Source organism: Burkholderia sp. 10_S31 (genome assembly GCF_056930375.1).
On record NZ_JBXOWK010000001.1, the window covers coordinates 2246175 to 2265948 of the forward strand.

A 19774-nucleotide genomic window follows, 5' to 3' on the forward strand; every position below is an offset into this window, starting at 1 on the left:
GTCAGACGCCTTCGGCAACGTTGTTCTTACAAATGCACGACCGCGGCCGACGCCGCGATCCACGCCGCCGCGCAGGATCGCTGACGTTCATGACAGCCACATTTCGGGAAGCGAAATTTGAAAACGTTTCAGCCCGTGCGCGGGAGAACGGATGGGAGCGGCCCGGCGAGCGCGGGTCGAAGGAGGATGCCGGCGCATCGCGCCGGCGACATGCGATGCGACGCGGGTCAGGCGATCCGCGCGTTCACGGCATCGACGAGCGTGTTCATCCGCGCACGGATCGCCGCGTTCGAACCGACCAGCGTGAGCGACGACGCCATGATCCGGTAGATCCGCTTGCGCGGCACCTTCGCCGGCCTCGCCGGATCGAGCCACGCAGCGTGGCCGGCCAGCAGTTCGAGCGTTTCCAGGCCGATCATGATCGGCCACAGGCAGGCGAGCCGCAGCCGCACGAAGCGGCGCGGAATCGCCAGCGTATAGAGGCACGCGTCGCGATACTGCGCGAGCGTCACGCGCAACAGGTCGACCAGCACGCCGCGCGCACGCGCCGACGCGTCGGGTGACATCAGGTCGGCAACGCCCACCCGGTGCGCGGCCAGCACGTCGTCCGGCAGGTAGCAGCGGCCGATCCGCAGGTCCTTCGCGCAGTCGCGCAGGATGTTGGTCATCTGCAGCGCCTTGCCGAACCGGATGCCCTTCTCGCGCATGTCCGCCAGGTCCCAGCCGCGCGCGGCCCGCGTGTGCGCGCCGGTCATGTCGGTCCAGAATTCGCCGACGCAGCCGGCGACCAGGTACGTGTAGCGATCGAGCCTGTCGCGGTTCGGCAGCGACGCGACCTGCCCCGACTGCTCGTCGGGGAACGTGCGCAGATCGAATTCCATCCCCGACGTCAGCGTCGCGACGACCTTGCGGATCGATGCGCGGTCCGCGTCCGGCTGCGCGCGCAGCAACGCGAGCATCGGCTGCATCGAGCCGAGCAGCACGTGCTCGTGCGAATCCGTCTGCATCCGCGTCACGTCCTCGAGCGAGCGCGACAGCATCACGCCATCGCCGAGCCGCTCGATCTCGTCGCGCAGGTCGGTCAGCAGCGCCGCGCGGCGATCGGGCGCGACGAGCGCCGTGTCGGCGATCGTGTCGGCCGCGCGCGCGAGCAGGTAGGCCAGGCCGACCGGGTCGCGCATGCCGTCGGGCAGCACGCGCAGCGTCAGGTAGAAGGAGCGGGAAACGTTCTTCAGCAGGTCGCCGAGCAGGTAGGCGGGATCGGTTCGAGTCGTCATGGGTCGGTAAAAATCGGCCGGCGCGGGCCCCGGACACCCACGGGCGCCGGGCGCCCGCGCCGGCCCGCGAGTCGCCGCATCGTCGTGCGCGGGCGGATGTCGGCCCGGCGCGGCGATGCAAAAGTCCCGCAAGTTTAGTGCATCCGGCGCGCCGGCTCGCGGAGACGGCCGGATCGCACCGCGCGCACCGCCGCGCTTTCCACCATCCCGCGCGCTCGACCCCACAACAAAACAGAAAGGCCGAAGTAATACATATGTAATGATCCGGTGCGACGATCGCGTCCCATTCGATCCCGCGCGGCCCGGCACGACACACGGCGCGGCCGGATCGACCGCCCTTTCATCGACTTCCGTTTCGAAGGTTCATCGACATGCTCCTCACGCGCCCGACCGCCCAGCGCTGCATCCCGTTCGCCTGTGCCGCCGCCCTCCTGCTTGCCGCCTGCGGCGGCGATGAGGTGTCGGCATCCGATCCCACGCAGCCGATCTCCGCGAAGGTCCAGGTGGTCGGCCATCGCGGCGCGAGCGCGCTGCGCCCCGAGCACACGCTCGCGTCATACCGCAAGGCGATCGAGGACGGCGCGGACGTGATCGAGCCCGATCTCGTCGCGACCCGCGACGGGGTTCTCGTCGCGCGCCACGAAAACGAGATTTCGGGCACGACGAACGTGTCGACGCTGCCGCAGTTCGCGAGCCGCAAGGCGACCAAGACGATCGACGGCGCGCAGTTGACCGGCTGGTTCACCGAGGACTTCACGCTCGCCGAGCTGAAGACGCTGCGCGCCCGCGAGCGCATTGCGCAAGTCCGCCCGGCGAACACCACGTACAACGATCAGTTCGAGATTCCGACCTTCGACGAGATCGTCGCGCTCGCGAAGCAGATGTCCGCGCAGACCGGCCGCACGATCCACCTGTATCCGGAAACCAAGCACCCGACCTACTTCCAGTCGATCGACCTGCCGCTGGAGGACCGTCTCGTCGACGCGCTGCTGAAGGATCCGTACACGGCGCGCACGGCGACCGTCTACATCCAGTCGTTCGAGGTCGCGAACCTGAGGGCGATCCGCAACCGGATCAAGTCGAGCCAGCCGAACTGGAAGCTCGTGCAGTTGATGGACGAAGCCGGCCAGCGTCCGTACGACTTCGTGAAGGCGAACGACAAGCGCACCTATGGCGACCTGTCGACGCGCGACGGGATGCGCGAGATCGCGTCCTATGCGAACGGCGTCGGCCCGTACAAGACGTCGATCATCGCGGTCGCCGCGGACGGCACGCTGCAGCAGCCGACGCCGTACGTGCGCTACGCGCACGAAGCCGGCCTCGTCGTGCATCCGTACACGTTCCGCCCGGAAAACAACTTCCTGCCCGCGTCGCTGAAGGACGGCGGCACGCCGGCCACGCGCAACACCGCAGGCTCGGTGCGCGAGATCCAGGCGTACCTGCGCGCAGGCATCGACGGCTTCTTCACCGACGATCCGGCCGTCGGCCGTACAGCCGTCGATACGTTCAAGCGCTGAATCCGCTGAACACGACGAGCCGCTGAACACGCAACCCCCGGGCGCGGCGCGCATCGCGCCGCGCCCGGGGGTTGCCGCGCCGTGGTCAGATCACGCGGAAGTGATGCGTGCCGTCGCGCTTCAACTGGTCGACCAGCCCGTATTCCCAGTCGAGATACGCCTGCATCGCGGCGGCCGCGTTGTCGGTGCCTTCGTACGGGCGCCGGTAGCGGTCGACACGCGGCGACGCCAGATGCGTCTCGCCGTGCTCGAGCGGCAGCCCCGCGTCGATCCACGCGGCCGTGCCGCCGGTCAGCACCGAGATTGCAGCGGAAGCCGGCAGCAACGCACGCGCGTCGTCCGCCGCGAATCGCGCGAGCAGGCTCGATCCGCACGTGAATACGTAGCGCTTCGCCGGCGGGATCGCGGCGAGCGCATCGCGCAACTGCGCACGCACGACGAACCACGCGCCGGGGATATGGCGCTTCACGAAGTTCGCGCTGGTCGTCACGTCGACGATCGCGATCTCGCCCGCAGCCGCCTCCTTCAGGCAGCCCGCGAGCGTCGCGGGCGACACCTCGGTCACCTGCGGCGGCACCGGCACGTCGCGCGGCGGCTGGCCGCGCTCGACGAACGCCGCCGTGCCGGCCGGCTCGATCACGCGCACGTCCCATCCCATCTGCGCGAGCCACGACGCGGTCATGTCCGCACGCACGCCGTCGTCGTCGGCGAGCACGATCCGCGCGCCGCGCACGGCCGCGTGATGGTCGGTCTCCTGCACGAGCTGCCCGCCCGGCGTGCTCAGGAAGCCCGGCAGATGGCCGGCCTCGTATTCCTCCGGCGTGCGCACGTCGAAGCGATACAGCGTACGGCCCGGCTCGTCGAGCGCGGCGACGCCCACGAGCGCAATGCGCGGCACGCCGGCACGCTCGGCCACCGCGCGCGCGGCACGGCGCGCTTCCTCGCGCTGCGTGGTATCGACGTCGTCGGGAAAGCGTCGCGCGGCGCCGCGCTCGAGCGTCTGGCCGGCGAGCGTCCAGCCGATCGTACCGTTGCGCAGCGCGGCGACCGGGTTCGGCAGGCCCGCGTTGATCAGCGACTGCGTGCCGATGATGCTGCGCGTGCGGCCCGCGCAATTCACCACCACCTGCGTGGCCGGATTCGGCGCGAGCGCGCGCACGCGCAGCACGAGTTCCGCGCCCGGCACGCTCGTCGACGTCGGGATGTTCATCGTCTGGTATTCGTCGAAGCGGCGCGCGTCGACGATCACGACGTCGGCCTTCGCATCGATCAGCGCCTGCACTTCCTGCGCGGACAGCGACGGCGTATGGCGCTCGGCCTCGACCCATTCGCCGAACGACTTGCTCGGCACGTTCACGTCGATGAACAGTTCGCCGCCCGCGGCGAGCCAGCCCGCGAGACCGCCGTCGAGCAGCCGCACGTCGGTATAGCCGAGTTGCGCGAGCTTCGCGGCCGCACGCGGCGCGAGATCCTCGCCGCCGGCTTCGCCGAATACGACGATCGGCGTATCGCGGCGCGGAATGCGCGTCCACGCGTCGAGTTCGAGTTTCGACAGCGGAAAGTTGGCGGCCCACAGCGGATGGCCCTGCGCGTACGGATCCTCCTCGCGCACGTCGATCAGCGCGAGTTCATCGCGGGCCAGCAGGCGCGCGCGTACGTCCTGGTACGACGCGACGGGGAAACGGGAAGTGGAATCGGCGGATTGCGTCACGATGTCTCTGTCGGATTCGGTTGAAGTCGGTGAAGAACGATGCAAACGGGAAACGGATGAATCTCGCGCGTGCCGGCGTACGCCCTCAATGGGCCGTATCGACGGCATGCGGCAACGGGCATTCGGTCACGCGTTCGAATAGCCGGACACGAACGGCTTTACGGTGCCGTCGTCCTGGAACACCGCGCGTTCGACCTTGCCGATGTTCGCGCCGTATACGTGGATGCTGATCGACACCTGGTCCGCGAATGCGTTGGTCACGCGATGGACGTCGCCGATGCGCGGCGACACGGCCTCGACCTCGCCAGGCCGCAGCCGCACCGCGTCGCCGGCCGGCACCGGCTTGCCGGTTTCATCGAACCGGTACGGCTGCGAAAGCTCGCCGCCGCGCAGCATCCCGATCAGCCCCCACACCGTGTGGTTGTGGATCGGCGTCGTCTGGCCGGGCCCCCACACGAAGCTGACGACGGAAAACCGCTCGTCGGGATCGAGATGCAGCAGGTACTGGCGGTAGCGCTCGGGATCGGGCTGCGCGAACGCGTCGGGCAGCCAGTCGTCGTGCGCGACGAGGGCAGCGAGCAGCGCGCCGCCCTCGTCGAGGATGCGCGCCTCGTTCGCGCCGGACGCGAGCAGTGCGCCCAGCCCGTCGACGAACGGACGCAGCGGCGTCTGCTGCAACGAAAGCGTACTCATCGGCTGTCTCCTCGAATATGATGCCGAATATGATGGATCGTCATGATGCACCCGAAATACCATGCAGAACAAACATGAAAATTAGCGATATCGACGCTTTTGCAGCGGTCGTCCGCTGCCAGACGCTGAGCCAGGCCGCGACCGAGCTCGGGATGACGCAGCCCGCGATCACGCGGCGCGTGCAGAATCTCGAGGAAGCGCTCGGCGTCACGCTGCTCGACCGCAACACGAAGCCGCCGCGCCCGACCGACATCGGCAGGCAGGTATTCGAGCAGTGCCGCGCGATCCTGCGCGAAGTCGATGCGTTGCGCGAGCTGACGGCCGGCCAGCGGCCGCCCGCCGGCGAATTCCGCGTGGGCCTCACGCAAGGCCTCGGCGAGCTGATGCTGCCCGGCCTGATCGCGCAGCTCGCCGCGCAGTGGCCTGCGCTCGCCACGCAGGTCACGACCGCCTGGGGCGGCATGCTCGTCGAGCGCATCGCGCGCCGCGAGCTCGATGCGGCACTGGTGTTTCTGGCCCGTGAGATGGTGCTGCCGCCGCAGGTCGACGGCGAAAGGCTGCTGGCCACGCGGCTCGTCGCGGTCGGCCGCAAGGGCGACTGGCCGCGCCGCAGCTACCGCCTCGCCGACTGCCACGCGCGCGGCTGGGTGCTCAATCCCGACGGCTGCGGGTTTCGCGCGGGCCTGCGCCGCGCGCTCGACGCGCAGGGGCTGCCGATGCCGGTCACGCTCGACACTCATGGCCGCGACCTGCAATTGCAGAGCGTCGCGAACGGCTTCGGCATCGGGCTGATGCCGAAGCCGCTGCTCGAAGGCAGCCCGCTGCGCGATGCGCTCGACATCGTGCCGCTCGCCGATTTCAAGCCGCAGATCGATCTGTGGCTGCTGCACCGGCAGGATGCCGCGCGCTTTGCGGCGCCGCTCGCGGCCGTGGCCGCGCATGCGCGCACGGCATTCGCGCTGCCGGCTGATGCCGGCGAGCACGACGAGGCCGCTTGACCGCGATCGACGACGCCTCCACGGTGTCGCCCCGTTTGCACTGACCGCCACACCGCTCGGCTCACGCATCGTTTCGATCGGGTGCCGGCGCATCGTGCGACGTCCGGGCCGTCTCCGCGTTCGCGGTTGCGGTTGCGGTTGCGGTTGCGGTTGCGGTTGCGGTTGCGGTTCGCGCGGGCGCGTCGCGTGACGTTCTCCCAGCGTCCATGTTCATCGTTGCGTTTCGCGCCGCAGCCTCGAGCGCCGCGCGTCCGGCCGCCACCGCGATCGCATCGTCCTGCGGCGTATGCACGCGGCTGCACAGCACGTCGCGATAGTGACGTTCGAGCGGATTATGGCGGCTCAGTCCGTGATTGCCCGACAGCTTCAACGCGTGCTCGACCGTGCGGATCGCCTGTTCCGTCACGGCCCGCTTGACGAGGCCGCTCGTCGTCACCGCCGGCGCATCGTTCGCATCGGTGCGCGCGATGTGCGCGTCGAGCAGCACGCGGTTCGTGTGCAGCCACCCTTCGATCTCGCCGACGGCCTCCTGCACGCGCGGCAGCGTCGCGAGCGGCGCACCGAGCCCGCTCGGCGCGCGCGTCGTCGCAAAATCGAGCAGCCAGTCGCGCGACGCGCGCGCCACCGCATCGTAGAGACTGCCGAGCAGCGCGACCATCCAGGCCTGCTGGTCGGCCTGCGCGTCGACATCCGCATGACTCGCGGCCGACACGGCCCACGCATCGGGCGCGCGCACGTCCACCGCATGATCGGCGGGCAGCCGCACGTCGTCGAACACGACCTCGTGGCTGCCCGATGCACGCAGGCCCAGGTGATTCCAGCTTTCGATCACGCGAATGCGCGCATCGTCCTCCGCGTCGCGCTCGCGCCGCACGAGGAACACGCCGACACGCGGCTCGCGCTCGTCGGTGCGGGCCCACACGGCCAGCCAGCGCAGCGCCGGGATGCCGGTGCTGTACAGCTTGTGACCTGACAACCGCCAGCCGTCGCCGTCGCGACGTGCAACCGTTTCGGGCAGGCCGCCGCGCGACGGCGACCCGAGCGCCGGCTCGACGCGCAGCGCATTGATCAGCGCGCCTTCGTCGACCGCACTGTCGAACACCGCACGCCGCAGACGCGCGGGCCAGCGGTTGTCCGCTCGGCCGAGCGCGCGATGCTGCAGATACGTCATCGTCAGCACCAGCGCGGTTGCGGGATCGGCGCGCGCGACCGCGGCCACGATGCGGCTCGCCTGCGCGAGCGTCGCACCCGCGCCGCCATGCTCGCGCGGCACGACCTGCGCGATCAGCCCGGCGCGATGCAGGCGCGCGAAGTTCTCGTGCGGAAAGCGGCCGTCGACATCGTTGCGCGCCGCGTCGGCGGCGAGTTCGGGCGCGAGACGCTCGAGCAGCGCGGCAACGCGTGCGTCGTCGGCAGGCAGGTGACGCAGCGACGACTGCGGCGGCAGCGGCGAGGAAGCGGCAAGGCTGGCGGACATCGGTACGGATTCCCTCGGTGACTGGGTAGCTGGGTGTCTGGGTAACGTAATAGCGGTAACAGCGGAGATCGATCGGCAACTGGCGCGGCGGCTGGTGAAGCCGGCAGCGGCTGGTGAAGCCGGCAGCGGCCGGCCGTAGATTCGCGGACATGATCGTGAGCATGTGTCGTGCATGCATCCGCATTCGAATCGGCCGCGAATCGCATGCCGATCCGGTTCCTGTCACGCGCACAAGCCCCGCGAACACTCGGGCGGCGCCCTTTCGATCCGATCTCGAGCCCACAGCGTATGCGCAACGCACACGCACCCAAACCATGCAAATCTGATATTCAAATCGGGATTGATTATTTCCATTCCGCATGATCCCGACGGTAATCTGCGCTCCATCCCCGCCCCTGCCGGCCGTCGCTAGCCGTGTCGGGCCGTCCTTGCATCGGAGACCCAGATGAGCGTCGAATTCATCGGCATGATCCAGAGCCAGAAGCAGTCGGAAATCCATCCGCCTGCCGGCCCCGTCGTCGACCCCGACTACGTGCGCGACTTCGCACGTGCCCACGAAACGGCCGGCTTCGACCGGATCCTCGTCCCGCACCACTCGACCGGCCCGTCGGCGACGCTGACGATCGCGTTCGCAGCGGCCGCGACCGAACGCATCCATTTCATGCTCGCGCATCGCCCGGGATTCACCGCGCCGACGCTCGCCGCTCGGCAAATCGCGACGCTCGACCAGTTCAGCCGCGGCCGGCTCGCCGTGCACTTCATCTCCGGCGGCTCGGACAGCGAGCAGCAGCGCGACGGCGATTTCCTCGATCACGACGCGCGCTATGCACGCACCGACGAATACCTCGGCATCCTGCGACGCATCTGGACCGAAACGCAGCCGTTCGACCACGACGGCGCGCACTACCGCTTCAAGCAGGGCTTTTCGGAAGTGAAGCCGTTCCAGCGGCCGCACGTGCCGATCTACTTCGGCGGCGCATCGGAAGCGGCGCTGGAAGTCGCCGGCAAGCACGCGGACGTCTATGCGCTGTGGGGCGAATCGCTCGACCAGGTCCGCGACCTGACGACGCGCGTGCGCGCCGAAGCTGCGCAGCACGGACGGCAGGTGCGCTTCTCCGTGTCGTTCCGGCCGATCCTCGCGGCGACCGAGGACGAAGCGTGGGCGCGCGCACACCGGATCCTCGACGAAACGCGCCGGCTGCGGGAAGCGGCCGGCCTCGGCACCGGCGGCCCGCAGCAGAGCGAAGGCGCGCGGCGCCTGCTTGCCGCGGCCGAACGCGGCTCGCGCGTCGACAAGCGGCTGTGGACCGAGATCGCGAAACTCACCGGCGCGCGCTCGAATTCGACCGCGCTGGTCGGCACGCCCGAACAGGTCGCCGACGCGCTGCTCGACTACTACGACCTCGGCGTGACGACGTTCCTGATTCGCGGTTTCGATCCGCTGGAAGACGCGATCGACTATGGCCGTGAACTGATTCCGCGCGTACGCAGCACCGTCGCGGCACGCGACGCGGCGCGCCGTGCCGCCTGACGCGAAGGGGAGCCGCCGATCATGTCCGCCGTCCTGTCCTCGTCCTTGCCCGCGCGCACCGCGTCGGGTCTCGTACTCGCCGATACGCCGCGCCAGCATTTCTGGTTCGATCCGCCCGCGCCGCGCGTCGACGTCGCCGCCGAGCGCCGCCACCGGCAGGAGCGGCTCGCGGCCGCGTTCCGCCTGTTCGCGCGCTTTGGCTTCGCATCGGGCCTCGCCGGCCACATCACCGCGCGCGATCCGGAACTGCCCGACCACTTCTGGGTGAATCCGCTCGGCGTGCATTTCTCGCGGATCAGGGTGTCGGACCTGCTGCTCGTCAACGCGCGCGGCGAAACCGCGATCGGCGACCGGCCGCTGAACAAGGCCGCGTTCGCGATCCATGCGGCGATTCACGATGCGCATCCGCACATCGTCGCGGCCGCGCATACGCATTCGACCTACGGCAAGGCATGGTCGACGCTCGGCCGCCCGCTCGATCCGCTGACGCAGGACGCGTGCGTGTTCTACGAGGACCACGCGCTGTTCGACGACTTCACGGGCATGGTCGTCGATACGAGCGAAGGCGCGCGAATCGCGCATGCGCTCGCAAAGCCCGACGGCACCACGCACAAGGGCGTGATCCTGAAGAACCACGGAATCCTGACGGCCGGCCCGACGGTCGAGGCCGCCGCGTGGTGGTACATCGCACTCGACAATGCGGCGCACACGCAATTGCTGGCCGAAGCGGCCGGCACGCCGCAACCGATCGATCACGCGACCGCGCAGCACACGCACGGCCAGATTGGCGGCCCCGAGGGCGCATTGCATGCGTTCGACAGCCTGTTCGCGCGCGTCGTCGCCGACGAACCCGACCTGCTCGACTGAGCGCCCTTCCGCACGACCGGAACCGGAGACCACACGATGACCGAAACCACCGCACCCGCGCCGACCGGCGCCCCTGACGACAAGCGCCGCCGGCTGCTGCGCGCGGCCGGCGCCGCCGCGCTCGCCGCGCCGGCGATCACGCTCGGCCGCAAGGCCTGGTCCGCGCCGCCGCTGAAGAAGCTCACGTTCGCGTGGAATCAGAACGCGTTCTGCCTGACGCCGATCGTCGTCGCGCAGGAGCACGGCTTCTTCGAGAAGAACGGGCTGAAGGTCGAGCTGATCAACTACAGCGGATCGACCGACCAGTTGCTCGAATCGATCGCGACCGGCAAGGCCGACGCGGCGGTCGGGATGATCCACCGGTGGCTGAAGCCGCTCGAAGCCGGCTTCGACGTGAAGATCATCGGCAGCTCGCACGGCGGCTGCGTGCGGCTCGTCGGCGCGAAGACGGCCGGCGTCACGACGCTGCAGGCGCTGAAGGGCAAGACGGTCGGCGTCAGCGATCTCGCCGCGCCCGGCAAGCACTTCTTCTCGATCCTGCTCGCGAAGAACGGCATCGATCCCGAGCGCGACATCACATGGCGGCAGTATCCGGCCGACCTGCTCGGCGTCGCGGTCGACAAGGGCGAGATCCAGGCGATCGCCGACGGCGACCCGAACCTCTACCTGCTCGAGAAACGCAGCAACGGCGCGTATACCGAACTCGCGACGAACCTGTCCGGCGAATACGCGCGCAAGGTGTGCTGCGTGATCGGCGCGCGCGGCGACCTCGTGCGCAACGACCGGCCGGCGGCCGCCGCGCTCGCGCGCTCGATCGTGCAGGCCACCGAGTACACGCACGACAACCCGAACGAAGCCGCGAAGGCGTTCGCGAAGTATTCACCGAAGATCAGCCCGGACGACCTGCGCAAGCTGTACGCGACGCTGACCTATACGCACCACCCGACCAACGTCGACCTGCAGCAGGAAATCGCGTTCTATGCGGACGATTTCCGCCAGATCAACGTGCTGAAGAAGAGCACCGACCCGCAGCGCTTCGCGCAGCAGGTCTATGCGAACGTGCTGGGGTGACGCGATGTCGACGATCGAACACACGTCCACCGCCCGCACCGCGTCGGCCCCGGCCGCCACTGCTGCCGCTACGCCCCGTGCCGCCTGCACGGCTTGCGACGCGACGCTCGCGGCCCAAGCCCGCCGTGCGCGCACCTGGCCGACCGGCGTCGCCGCGGCGCTTGCGTGGGCCGTGCTCGGCGCGATCACGCATCTGTGGCCGAACCGCGTCGTCGGCTTCACTGACTGGGCGTACACCGACACGTTCGGCACCGCCGCGTGGAGCATCGCCGCGCTGCTGCTGATCGCGGCGACGCTTGGCCATCGCGTGCCGGCCACGCGCGCACGGCTCGCCCGCGTGCGCGCGGCCGGCCCGTGGCTCGTCGCGCTGCCGCTCGTGCTCGCCGCGTGGGAAATCGTCACCGCGAAGACCGGCTGGCTGCCGACGCCGTTCTTCGCGCCGCCGCAGGCGCTGATCGAGGTCTACGTCGACGACTGGCCGCGCCTCGCCGGCAGCGCCGGCAATACGCTGAAGCTGCTCGCGCTCGGGTTTGCGTACGGCGTCGCGGTCGGGTTCGCGGTCGGCGTGTCGATCGGCTGGTCGCGCCGCATCGGCTACTGGGTGCATCCGGTGCTGCGCGTGCTCGGCCCCGTGCCGGCCACCGCGCTGCTGCCGCTCACGTTCTACTTCTTTCCGACGAGCTACTCGGCGGCGGCGTTCCTGATCGCACTGTCGACCGGCTTCCCGGTCGCGGTGCTGACGTGGTCGGGCGTCGCGAGCGTGAACCGGCAGTACTACGACGTCGCGCGCACGCTCGGCGCGAACGCGCGGTTCCTGGTGTTGCGCGTCGCGATTCCGGCCGCGCTGCCGCACGTGTTCGTCGGCATCTTCATGGGGTTAAGCGCGTCGTTCACGGTGCTCGTCGTCGCCGAGATGATGGGCGTCAAGTCGGGACTCGGCTGGTACCTGAGCTGGGCGCAGGGCTGGGCATCGTACGTGAACATGTATGCGGCGCTGATCGTGATGGCGCTGCTGTTTTCCGGGTTGATCGCGCTGCTGTTCGCCGTGCGCGACCGTGTGCTCGCGTGGCAGAAAGGAACCGTCAAATGGTAAGCACCGCCGTTCTCGAACCGTCCGTTGCCACGCCCCCCGCCACGCCGCCGCGCGGCGCGCGCATCGACATCCGCCGCGTGAGCCATGCGTTCGACGGCCCCGGCGGCCCGCTGCCGGTGCTCGACGACGTCACGCTGTCGGTCGCGGCCGGCGAATTCGTCGCGTTGCTCGGCCCGAGCGGCTGCGGAAAATCGACGCTGCTGCGGCTCGTCGCGGGCCTCGACGCCGCGCGGCAAGGCACGATTGCGCAGGACGGCGCGCCGATCGAACGGCCCGATCCGTCGCGCATCGTCGTGTTCCAGGATCCGACGCTCTACCCGTGGCGCCGCGTGCGCGCGAACGTCGCGCTTGGCCTCGAAGCGCGCGGCGTGGCACGCACCGCGCAGCATCGCGTCGACGATGCGCTCGCGCGCGTCGGGCTGCAGGAATTCTCGAACGTGTTTCCGCATCAGCTGTCGGGCGGGATGGCGCAGCGCGTCGCGCTCGCCCGCGCGCTCGTCAACGATCCGCGCCTGCTGATCCTCGACGAACCGCTCGGCAAGCTCGATTCGCTGACGCGGTTGACGATGCAGGCCGAGCTGACCGCGCTGTGGCAACGCGACGGATTCTCCGCGCTGCTCGTCACGCACGATGTCGAGGAAGCGCTGTTTCTCGCGCAGCGCGTGATCGTGTTCGGGCCGCGCCCTGCACGCATCGTCGCGGAACTGCGCGTCGACCTGCCCTATCCGCGCCATCGCGGCGACCCGCGTCTCGCCGGGCTGCGCCATGAAGCGCTGCGGCATCTCGGGCTCGATGCGAGCTGGTAGATGCGCGGTTCCCTTCGCAGGATGGCCGGTGCGCGGCAAGGACCGCGCCGATGAACGCGCCGCCGTTCGCCGACTGGGCGCGCCTGTTCCTGCAACTGCTCTATCGCGCGCAGATCGCGTTCGCACGCATGCTGCATGCGGCCGGCCTGACCGGCGATGCCGACGGACAGGCCACGTGGCCCTGGGCGCACCGGATCGCGCTCGAAACGCTGCGCATCGATGCGGGACTCACGCGCCAGCTCGCGTTCGCGGGCACGGCGACCGCGCTCGCCGTGGCGCTCGGCTGCATCGCACTCGTGTCGCGCAAGTGGCGTGCCGCATCGGCAATCGCCGCGCTGGCCGTGGCGTGGTTCGCGCCGTGGCCGCCGGCGTCGCTGTGGCTCGCGCCTGCGGTGCCCACCAGTTTCCAGCGCAGCCCCGTGCCGTTTTCCGTCGCGAACGTGATGCGCGGCGCGCACCTGTATGCGCAGCATTGCGCGGCCTGTCACGGCGCGGACGGCCGCGGCGAAGGGCCGCTCGCCGCGACGCTCGCGCACTGGCCGCCGACCTTCGCGGGCGCGCTGCTCGCCCGGCGGCTCGACGGCGAACTGTACTGGCGCGTGCGGCACGGCACGCGCGACGCACGCGGCGCGGCATCGATGCCGGGCTTTGCCGCGACGCTCGGCCCGGCCGACACATGGGCCGTGCTCGATTACCTGAAAGCGCTGTCGGCCGGCAGCGGCGCGCGGGCGGAAGGCGCGTGGCCCGTGCCCGTTCCGCTGCCGGCGCTCGACGTGCGCTGCGGCAACGCCACGCCGCAACCGCTCGAGCGCTGGCGCGAAGGCCAGCGCGTGCGCGTCGTCGCGCTCGCGCCGGGCGGCACGCCGCCGCAGGAAGACCCGCGCTGGCAGACGCTGCTCGTCGTTGCCGACGACACGCTTGCACTGCGAGCCACCGGCCCGCGCGCGAACTGTGTCGCATCGACGCCCGATGCATGGCACGCGTTCGCGACGATCGCGGGCGTGCCGCCCGCTACGTTCGGCGGCACGCAACTGCTCGCCGACCGGCGCGGCTGGCTGCGGGCGCGCGCGTTGCCGGGCAGCGCGGGCTGGTCGGCATCCGACCTGCTGTGCCGCTCGGATGCCGCCGCGCGACCGTCGGCTGCGACCCCGAACGTCGATCCGCTGACCGCGCTGCTGCTGCGCGTGGATGCCGAACCCGTGCGCGACGTGCAGGCCGGGCTTCCGCACTGAATCTCCGCACTGAATCTCCGAACTGAATCCCCGAACCGTTTCCCCGCTCGACCGAACTTCACGATGAATCCGACCCGACGCCACTTCCTCGCACAAGCAGGCACCCTCGCCGCCGCCATCACCGCCGCTCCGGCCGCACTCCATGCGCAATCGGGCGCGCGGCCGCTGCTGCGGGCCGGCGACCAGAAAGGCGGGCTGCGCGCGCTGCTCGAAGCGGCCGGTGAACTGAACGGCCTCGCGTACGACATCGCGTGGACCGAATTCCCGGCCGCCGCGCCGCTGGCCGAAGCGTTGAACGCGGCGGCCGTCGACTGCGGACCGATCGGCGACGCGCCGGTGATCTTCGCGCTCGCGTCGGGCGCCCGCATCAAGGTGATCGGCGCGAACCGCTCCGACCCGTACGGCACCGCCGTGCTCGTGCGGCCGGACGCCACGCTGCAAGGCGCCGCCGACCTGAAAGGCAAGCGCATCGGCACCACGCGCGGCTCGATCGGCCATTTCGTCACGCTGAAGGCGCTCGACGCGGCCGGCCTGCCGCCCGATGCCGTATCGTTCCGCTTCCTGCCGCCGGCCGACACGATGCTTGCGCTCGCAACCGGTTCGATCGACGCGTGGGCGACGTGGGAGCCCTATACCGCCCTCGCCGAAACGAGCGGTCGCGCGCGCGTGCTGGTCAACGGTCGGGGCCTGTGGTCGGGCTTGAGCTACGTCGCGGCGACCGACGCTGCGATCGCGTCGAAGCGCGACGTACTGCACGACTTCCTGCAACGCGTCGTGCGCGCGCAGGTCTGGTCGTACCGGCACGTCGACGCGTATTCCGCGGCACTTGCGCGCATCATCGGCATCCCGTCGGCGGCCGCGAAGCTGCAGTTCGAGCGCCGCAACACGCGCTGGCTACCGATCGACGCGACGGTAATCGCCGGTCAGCAGCGCACGGCCGACTTCTACCTGAAGGCGGGGCTGCTGCGCCAGCCGCTCGACGTGCGCGCGACCTTCGACCTCGGCTTCGCGCTCGCGTGACCGGCCGAGCGGCGGCGTACGACCGCCCGAACGGCTTTCGCACGATCTGGCACAATCGCGATTCGACCATCCCGCCTTTTTCAGCCAGCGTCATGCCAGCCATCTCCGAACTCTTCATCTACCCGATCAAGTCCTGCGCCGGCATCGCGCTGTCGCGCGCGCAACTGCTCGAAACGGGCCTCGCATACGATCGCCACTGGCTGATCACCACCCCGGACGGGATGATGATCACGCAGCGCACGCACCCGCGCCTCGCGCTGATCCGCACCGCGCTCGACAGCGATGCGCTCGTGCTGAACGCGCCGGGCATGCCCGAGATCCGCACGCCGCTCGACGGCGACGCGACGCCCGCCACGCCGAAGATGGCCGCGACCGTCTGGCGCGACACCGTCGACGCGATCGACACGGGCGCCGACACCGCCACGTGGCTCACCGAATTCCTCGGCACGCCGTTGAAGCTCGCGCGCTTCAGCGCCGACGCGCGTCGCGGCTGCAACCGCAAATGGACCGGTGACATCGACACGCACACGCAGTTCGCGGACGGCTATCCGCTGCTCGTGATCGGCCAGTCGTCGCTCGACGACCTGAACGCGAAGCTCGTCGCGAAAGGCGCGCCGGCGATCCCGATGAACCGCTTCCGCCCGAACATCGTCGTGTCGGATCTCGATGCGTATGAAGAGGATTTCGTCAAGCATCTCGACGCCGACGGCGAGACGCCCGTGCGCCTGCGCCTCGTGAAGCTGTGCACGCGCTGCCCGATGCCGACGATCGACCAGGTCACCGGTACGCCGAACCCGGACTGGCCGCACGAGCCGACCGACACGATGCAGACCTATCGCGCGAATCCGAACTATGACAATGCGCTGACGTTCGGCATCAATGCGATCGTCGTCGAAGGCGCGGGTGCGTGGCTCAAGGTCGGGCAGTCCGTCGAAGCGGAGATCGGGTTCGGCGACTGAGGGTTGCGGCGGACGACGCGTCGTGTGAGTCGCCGCCATTCGCCGCGACTGCTTTGCACGCGGCGCCTCTTCTACCGCGCCGCCTGAACCGCCGGCAGCCTCACCGCCACGATCAATCCGCCGCCCGCCGCATCGGCTAGCGTCACGCTGCCCTGATGCACGCGCGCGATCTCCCGCACGATCGACAGTCCGAGCCCCGTGCCTTCGACCGTCTGCGTCTTGCTGCCGCGATGGAAACGCTCGAACACGGCGTCGCGCTCGTCAGCCGGAATGCCCGGCCCGTTGTCGATCACGTCGAGGCGCGCATGCTCGCCGTCGCGCGACACGCGCACCGTGATCACCGCGCGATCGCCCGAGTAGCGAATCGCGTTGTCGATCAGATTGCCGATCATTTCGCCGAGCAGGTCCGGCTGCCCGAGCACGTCGACATCGGCCTCGTGCTCGAAACCCAGGTCGATGTCACGCGAACGGGCGACAGGCGACCAGTCGAGCGTCACGCTGCGCGCGAGCCGCTGCAGCGCGACCGGCTGGTGCGCGATCGCATGGCCGCTGTCCGAATCGAGCCGCGACAGCGACAGCAGTTGCTGGACAATTTTCGCCGCCTGCCGCACCGCGCCGTTCACGCGCCGCAGATGCACGTTCACGCGCGGCTGCTCGTCCGGGCGCAACGCCAGCTCGACGCCGGCCTGCACGGCCGCGAGCGGCGTCTTCAACTGATGGGCCGCATCCGCGAAGAAACGCCGCCGCGCGACCTGCATCCGCTGCGTGCGGCCGATGTACTGGTTGATCGACTCGACGAGCGGCGCGAGCTCGCTCGGCATGCCGCCGGTGTCGAGCGGCGTCGGATCGCCGTCGCTGCGCGCGGCGACCGTCGCCGACAGCCGGTTCAGCGGCCGCAGCCCGCGCCCGACGCCGAGCCAGACGATCCCGAGCGCGAGCACGACGAGCAGCCCTTCCTGCAGCAGCGAGCCCATCAGGATCTCGCGCGCGAGCGCCTGGCGCGCCTCGATCGTCTCCCCGACCATCACCCATACGATGCGCGTTTGCGCGGTCGGCACGTCGTGCACCGGCACGCGCAGCGCGGCCATGCGCAACTGATCGCCGCGATAGACGACATCGTAGTAGCGCGTGACGAACAGCGCGCCGTCGCCCTGCGGCAGCGGCAGGTCCGGATAGCCGGTGATCGTGCGGCCGTTGTCCTCGCGGATCAGGTAGTAGATCTTGCCGCCGTCGCCCGATTCGAACATCTCGAGCGCGAGATACGGCAGGTCGACCTCGATCTCGCCCTCGGTGAGGCGAACGCCTTCGCGGATCGACTTCAGCGACGACGACAGCGTGCGGTCGAACGCCACGTGCGCGGCGCTCATCGCGCGCTGATACGTGAGCCACGAGTCGAGCGCGAGCAGCCCGAGCAGCGGCAGCAGCAGCCACAGCGCGACCTGCGTGCGCAGGTTCGGGCGGTGCCACGCCCGCCGCCGGGCCGCCCCGAGGTGGGCTTGCGCGCCCTCCGGGGGCAGCGCACGCAGGTGAGCGTCGGGGTGGTTCATCCGACCGCCTTCGCCTCGAGCAGATACCCGAGCCCGCGCAGCGTGACGATCGCGACGCCGGTGTTCTCCAGCTTCTTGCGCAGCCGGTACACGTAGATCTCGATCGCATCCGCGTTGACCGACTCGTCGAGCCCGAAGATCTTCTCCGACAACGTCTCCTTGTTGATCGCGCGGCCGTTGCGCAGGATCAGCACCTCCAGCACCGAGCGCTCGCGCGGTGTGAGCGGCAGCGCTTCGCCGGCGAGGTGGAAGCTGCGGTCGATACTGTCATACGAAAGCGGCCCGCATTCGACCCGCGCATGCTCGTGGCCGAGGCTGCGCCGGATCAGCGCGCGGGCGCGCGCCTCCAGCTCGGTCAGCTCGAACGGCTTCGCCAGGTAATCGTCGGCGCCGAGATCGAGCCCCTTCACGCGGTCCTCGACCGAGCCGTGCGCGGTGAGGATCAGCACCGGCACCGGATTGCGGCGTGCGCGCAGCCGCCGCAGCACCTCGAGCCCGTCGAGCTTCGGCAGCCCGAGATCGAGGATCACCAGCGCGTAGTCCTGCGTGCGCAGCACGTGATCCGCCGCCTCCCCGTCCGCCATGTGATCGACCGCGAAGCGCGCGGCGCTCAGCGCGTCGTTCAACGACTGCGCCAGGTTCGGGTTGTCTTCGACGAGCAGCACACGCATGGGGACCTCGGGAAATCCATGACACAAAGGACGCTATTGTGAACCGAAATGAAAGCGGGCTGAAAGTGCCTCGCAATTAACATCCGCCTCACTCGAACAACACACACGCATCACTGGAGGAAGACAATGCCGTTTGCACCGAAGCAGCTCGCCGCCGCGCTGGCGATCGTCCTGGGCATCGCCACCGGCGCCGCCATCGCGCAGGTTCCGGCCGGATATCCGGGTAACTACCAGGGTGTCGTCGACACCGCGAAGAAGGAAGGCAAGCTGATCGTCTACTCGACCACCGACACGGGCCTCGTGCGTCCGCTGATCAAGGACTTCGAAAGCCTGTACGGCGTGAAGGTCGAGTACAACGACATGAACAGCACCGAGCTGTACAACCGCTACATCAGCGAGAACGCGGCCAGCAGCACCAGCGCCGACGTGCTGTGGAGCTCGGCGATGGACCTGCAGGTCAAGCTCGTCAACGACGGCCTGATGGCGTCGTACGATTCGCCCGAGAGCCCGAACGTGCCGCAATGGGCGCAATACCAGAAGCAGGCATACGGCACGACGTTCGAGCCGCTCGCGATCGTCTACAACAAGCGCCTGATCCCCGAGAACGAGGTGCCGAAGACGCGCGCCGACCTGATCAAGCTGCTCACCACGCAAGCCGACAAGTTCAAGGGCAAGGTCACGACCTACGACATCGAGAAGTCGGGCGTCGGCTTCAACTACCTGACGCAGGACGCGCACGTGAACGAGAAGGTCACGTGGGAGCTCGTGAAGGCGATCGGCACGACCGGCCCGAAGCTGCAGTCGAGCACCGGCGCGATGATGGAGCGGATTTCTTCGGGCGAGAACCTGATCGGCTACAACATCATCGGCTCGTATGCGTACGCGAAGGCGAAGAAGGACAAGTCGATCGGCTACGTGTTTCCGAAGGACTACACGCAGGTCGTGAGCCGCCTGGCCACGATCTCGAAGAAGGCGAAGAACCCGAACGCCGCGAAGCTGTGGGTCGACTACCTGCTGTCGAAGCGCGGCCAGACGCTGATCGCGAACCAGGCGAACCTGTACGCGATCCGCACCGACGTGACCGGCGAAACCTCGGCCGCGAGCCTCACGAAGGAACTCGGCGATTCGCTGAAGCCGATCCCGATCGGCACCGGCCTGCTCGTCTATCTCGACCAGTCGAAGCGGCTCGCGTTCCTGAAGCAATGGCAGCAGGCAATCAAGCGCTGATCTGCTGACCCGCTGACCGCGGGCCGCCCGCCGCACGTCGCGCGGGTGGCCCTTTCCCCTTACCGATTTCCTAGAGG

The 19774-nt window shown here is 69.4% G+C and carries 17 protein-coding genes; 11 read left to right on the forward strand and 6 right to left on the reverse strand.

The window, feature by feature from the left end; genetic code table 11:
- Positions 1-227 precede the first annotated feature (227 nt).
- Positions 228-1277 (reverse strand): phytoene/squalene synthase family protein, encoded by a 1050-nt coding sequence (locus AC1Z3W_RS10085; protein WP_124834176.1) that lies wholly within the window; start codon positions 1275-1277, stop codon positions 228-230.
- 371 nt (positions 1278-1648) lie between these two features.
- Between AC1Z3W_RS10085 and AC1Z3W_RS10090 the strand changes: the two genes are divergently transcribed.
- Positions 1649-2794, forward strand: a complete 1146-nt coding sequence (locus AC1Z3W_RS10090) for a glycerophosphodiester phosphodiesterase (RefSeq protein WP_057929805.1) — start codon at positions 1649-1651, stop codon at positions 2792-2794.
- 85 nt (positions 2795-2879) lie between these two features.
- On the opposite strand, the gene AC1Z3W_RS10095 is transcribed toward AC1Z3W_RS10090, so the two are convergent.
- On the reverse strand, positions 2880-4505 hold the full coding sequence (locus AC1Z3W_RS10095) for a rhodanese-related sulfurtransferase (RefSeq protein ID WP_483507531.1): 1626 nt from the start codon (positions 4503-4505) through the stop codon (positions 2880-2882).
- A gap of 126 nt (positions 4506-4631) precedes the next feature.
- Positions 4632-5198: a cysteine dioxygenase family protein gene (locus tag AC1Z3W_RS10100; RefSeq protein ID WP_057929803.1), complete on the reverse strand. Its 567-nt coding sequence runs from the start codon at positions 5196-5198 to the stop codon at positions 4632-4634.
- A gap of 74 nt (positions 5199-5272) precedes the next feature.
- Between AC1Z3W_RS10100 and AC1Z3W_RS10105 the strand changes: the two genes are divergently transcribed.
- Entirely contained in the window at positions 5273-6196 is a 924-nt protein-coding gene (locus AC1Z3W_RS10105) for a LysR family transcriptional regulator (RefSeq protein WP_057929802.1), read from the forward strand.
- A 61-nt stretch (positions 6197-6257) separates the two neighbouring features.
- Here the strand turns inward: AC1Z3W_RS10105 and AC1Z3W_RS10110 are convergent, their stop codons facing one another.
- Complete coding sequence (locus AC1Z3W_RS10110) at positions 6258-7673, reverse strand: acyl-CoA dehydrogenase family protein (RefSeq protein ID WP_483507532.1); 1416 nt, start codon at positions 7671-7673, stop codon at positions 6258-6260.
- 445 nt (positions 7674-8118) lie between these two features.
- Here AC1Z3W_RS10110 and AC1Z3W_RS10115 point away from each other — a divergent pair, with 445 nt between their 5' ends.
- The 8 genes from AC1Z3W_RS10115 (at position 8119) to AC1Z3W_RS10150 (ending at position 16252) form a co-directional block, all read left to right on the forward strand.
- Positions 8119-9204 (forward strand): LLM class flavin-dependent oxidoreductase, encoded by a 1086-nt coding sequence (locus tag AC1Z3W_RS10115; RefSeq protein ID WP_483507533.1) that lies wholly within the window; start codon positions 8119-8121, stop codon positions 9202-9204.
- Positions 9205-9225: 21 nt separating this feature from the next.
- Positions 9226-10071 carry a class II aldolase/adducin family protein gene (locus tag AC1Z3W_RS10120; RefSeq protein ID WP_057929799.1) on the forward strand — a complete coding sequence of 282 codons (846 nt, stop codon included), beginning with the start codon at positions 9226-9228 and terminating at the stop codon, positions 10069-10071.
- A 36-nt stretch (positions 10072-10107) separates the two neighbouring features.
- Positions 10108-11142: an ABC transporter substrate-binding protein gene (locus AC1Z3W_RS10125; RefSeq protein ID WP_124834178.1), complete on the forward strand. Its 1035-nt coding sequence runs from the start codon at positions 10108-10110 to the stop codon at positions 11140-11142.
- 4 nt (positions 11143-11146) lie between these two features.
- On the forward strand, positions 11147-12235 hold the full coding sequence (locus AC1Z3W_RS10130; protein ID WP_124834179.1) for an ABC transporter permease: 1089 nt from the start codon (positions 11147-11149) through the stop codon (positions 12233-12235).
- Positions 12229-13041, forward strand: a complete 813-nt coding sequence (locus AC1Z3W_RS10135) for an ABC transporter ATP-binding protein (protein WP_057929797.1) — start codon at positions 12229-12231, stop codon at positions 13039-13041. The genes AC1Z3W_RS10130 and AC1Z3W_RS10135 overlap by 7 nt, the downstream gene beginning before the upstream one ends.
- 50 nt (positions 13042-13091) lie before the next feature.
- Entirely contained in the window at positions 13092-14273 is a 1182-nt protein-coding gene (locus tag AC1Z3W_RS10140; protein WP_124834180.1) for a c-type cytochrome, read from the forward strand.
- A 63-nt stretch (positions 14274-14336) separates the two neighbouring features.
- Positions 14337-15293, forward strand: a complete 957-nt coding sequence (locus AC1Z3W_RS10145) for an ABC transporter substrate-binding protein (RefSeq protein ID WP_057929795.1) — start codon at positions 14337-14339, stop codon at positions 15291-15293.
- A 92-nt stretch (positions 15294-15385) separates the two neighbouring features.
- The gene (locus tag AC1Z3W_RS10150) at positions 15386-16252 is read left to right on the forward strand and encodes an MOSC N-terminal beta barrel domain-containing protein (RefSeq protein WP_175824787.1); all 867 of its coding nucleotides are present in this window, start codon (positions 15386-15388) and stop codon (positions 16250-16252) included.
- Positions 16253-16323: 71 nt separating this feature from the next.
- On the opposite strand, the gene AC1Z3W_RS10155 is transcribed toward AC1Z3W_RS10150, so the two are convergent.
- On the reverse strand, positions 16324-17799 hold the full coding sequence (locus tag AC1Z3W_RS10155) for a sensor histidine kinase (protein WP_242431958.1): 1476 nt from the start codon (positions 17797-17799) through the stop codon (positions 16324-16326).
- Complete coding sequence (locus tag AC1Z3W_RS10160) at positions 17796-18470, reverse strand: response regulator (RefSeq protein WP_057929794.1); 675 nt, start codon at positions 18468-18470, stop codon at positions 17796-17798. Before AC1Z3W_RS10160 ends, AC1Z3W_RS10155 begins: the two co-directional genes overlap by 4 nt.
- 126 nt (positions 18471-18596) lie before the next feature.
- Here AC1Z3W_RS10160 and AC1Z3W_RS10165 point away from each other — a divergent pair, with 126 nt between their 5' ends.
- Positions 18597-19697 carry an ABC transporter substrate-binding protein gene (locus AC1Z3W_RS10165; protein ID WP_483507534.1) on the forward strand — a complete coding sequence of 367 codons (1101 nt, stop codon included), beginning with the start codon at positions 18597-18599 and terminating at the stop codon, positions 19695-19697.
- Positions 19698-19774 lie beyond the last annotated feature (77 nt).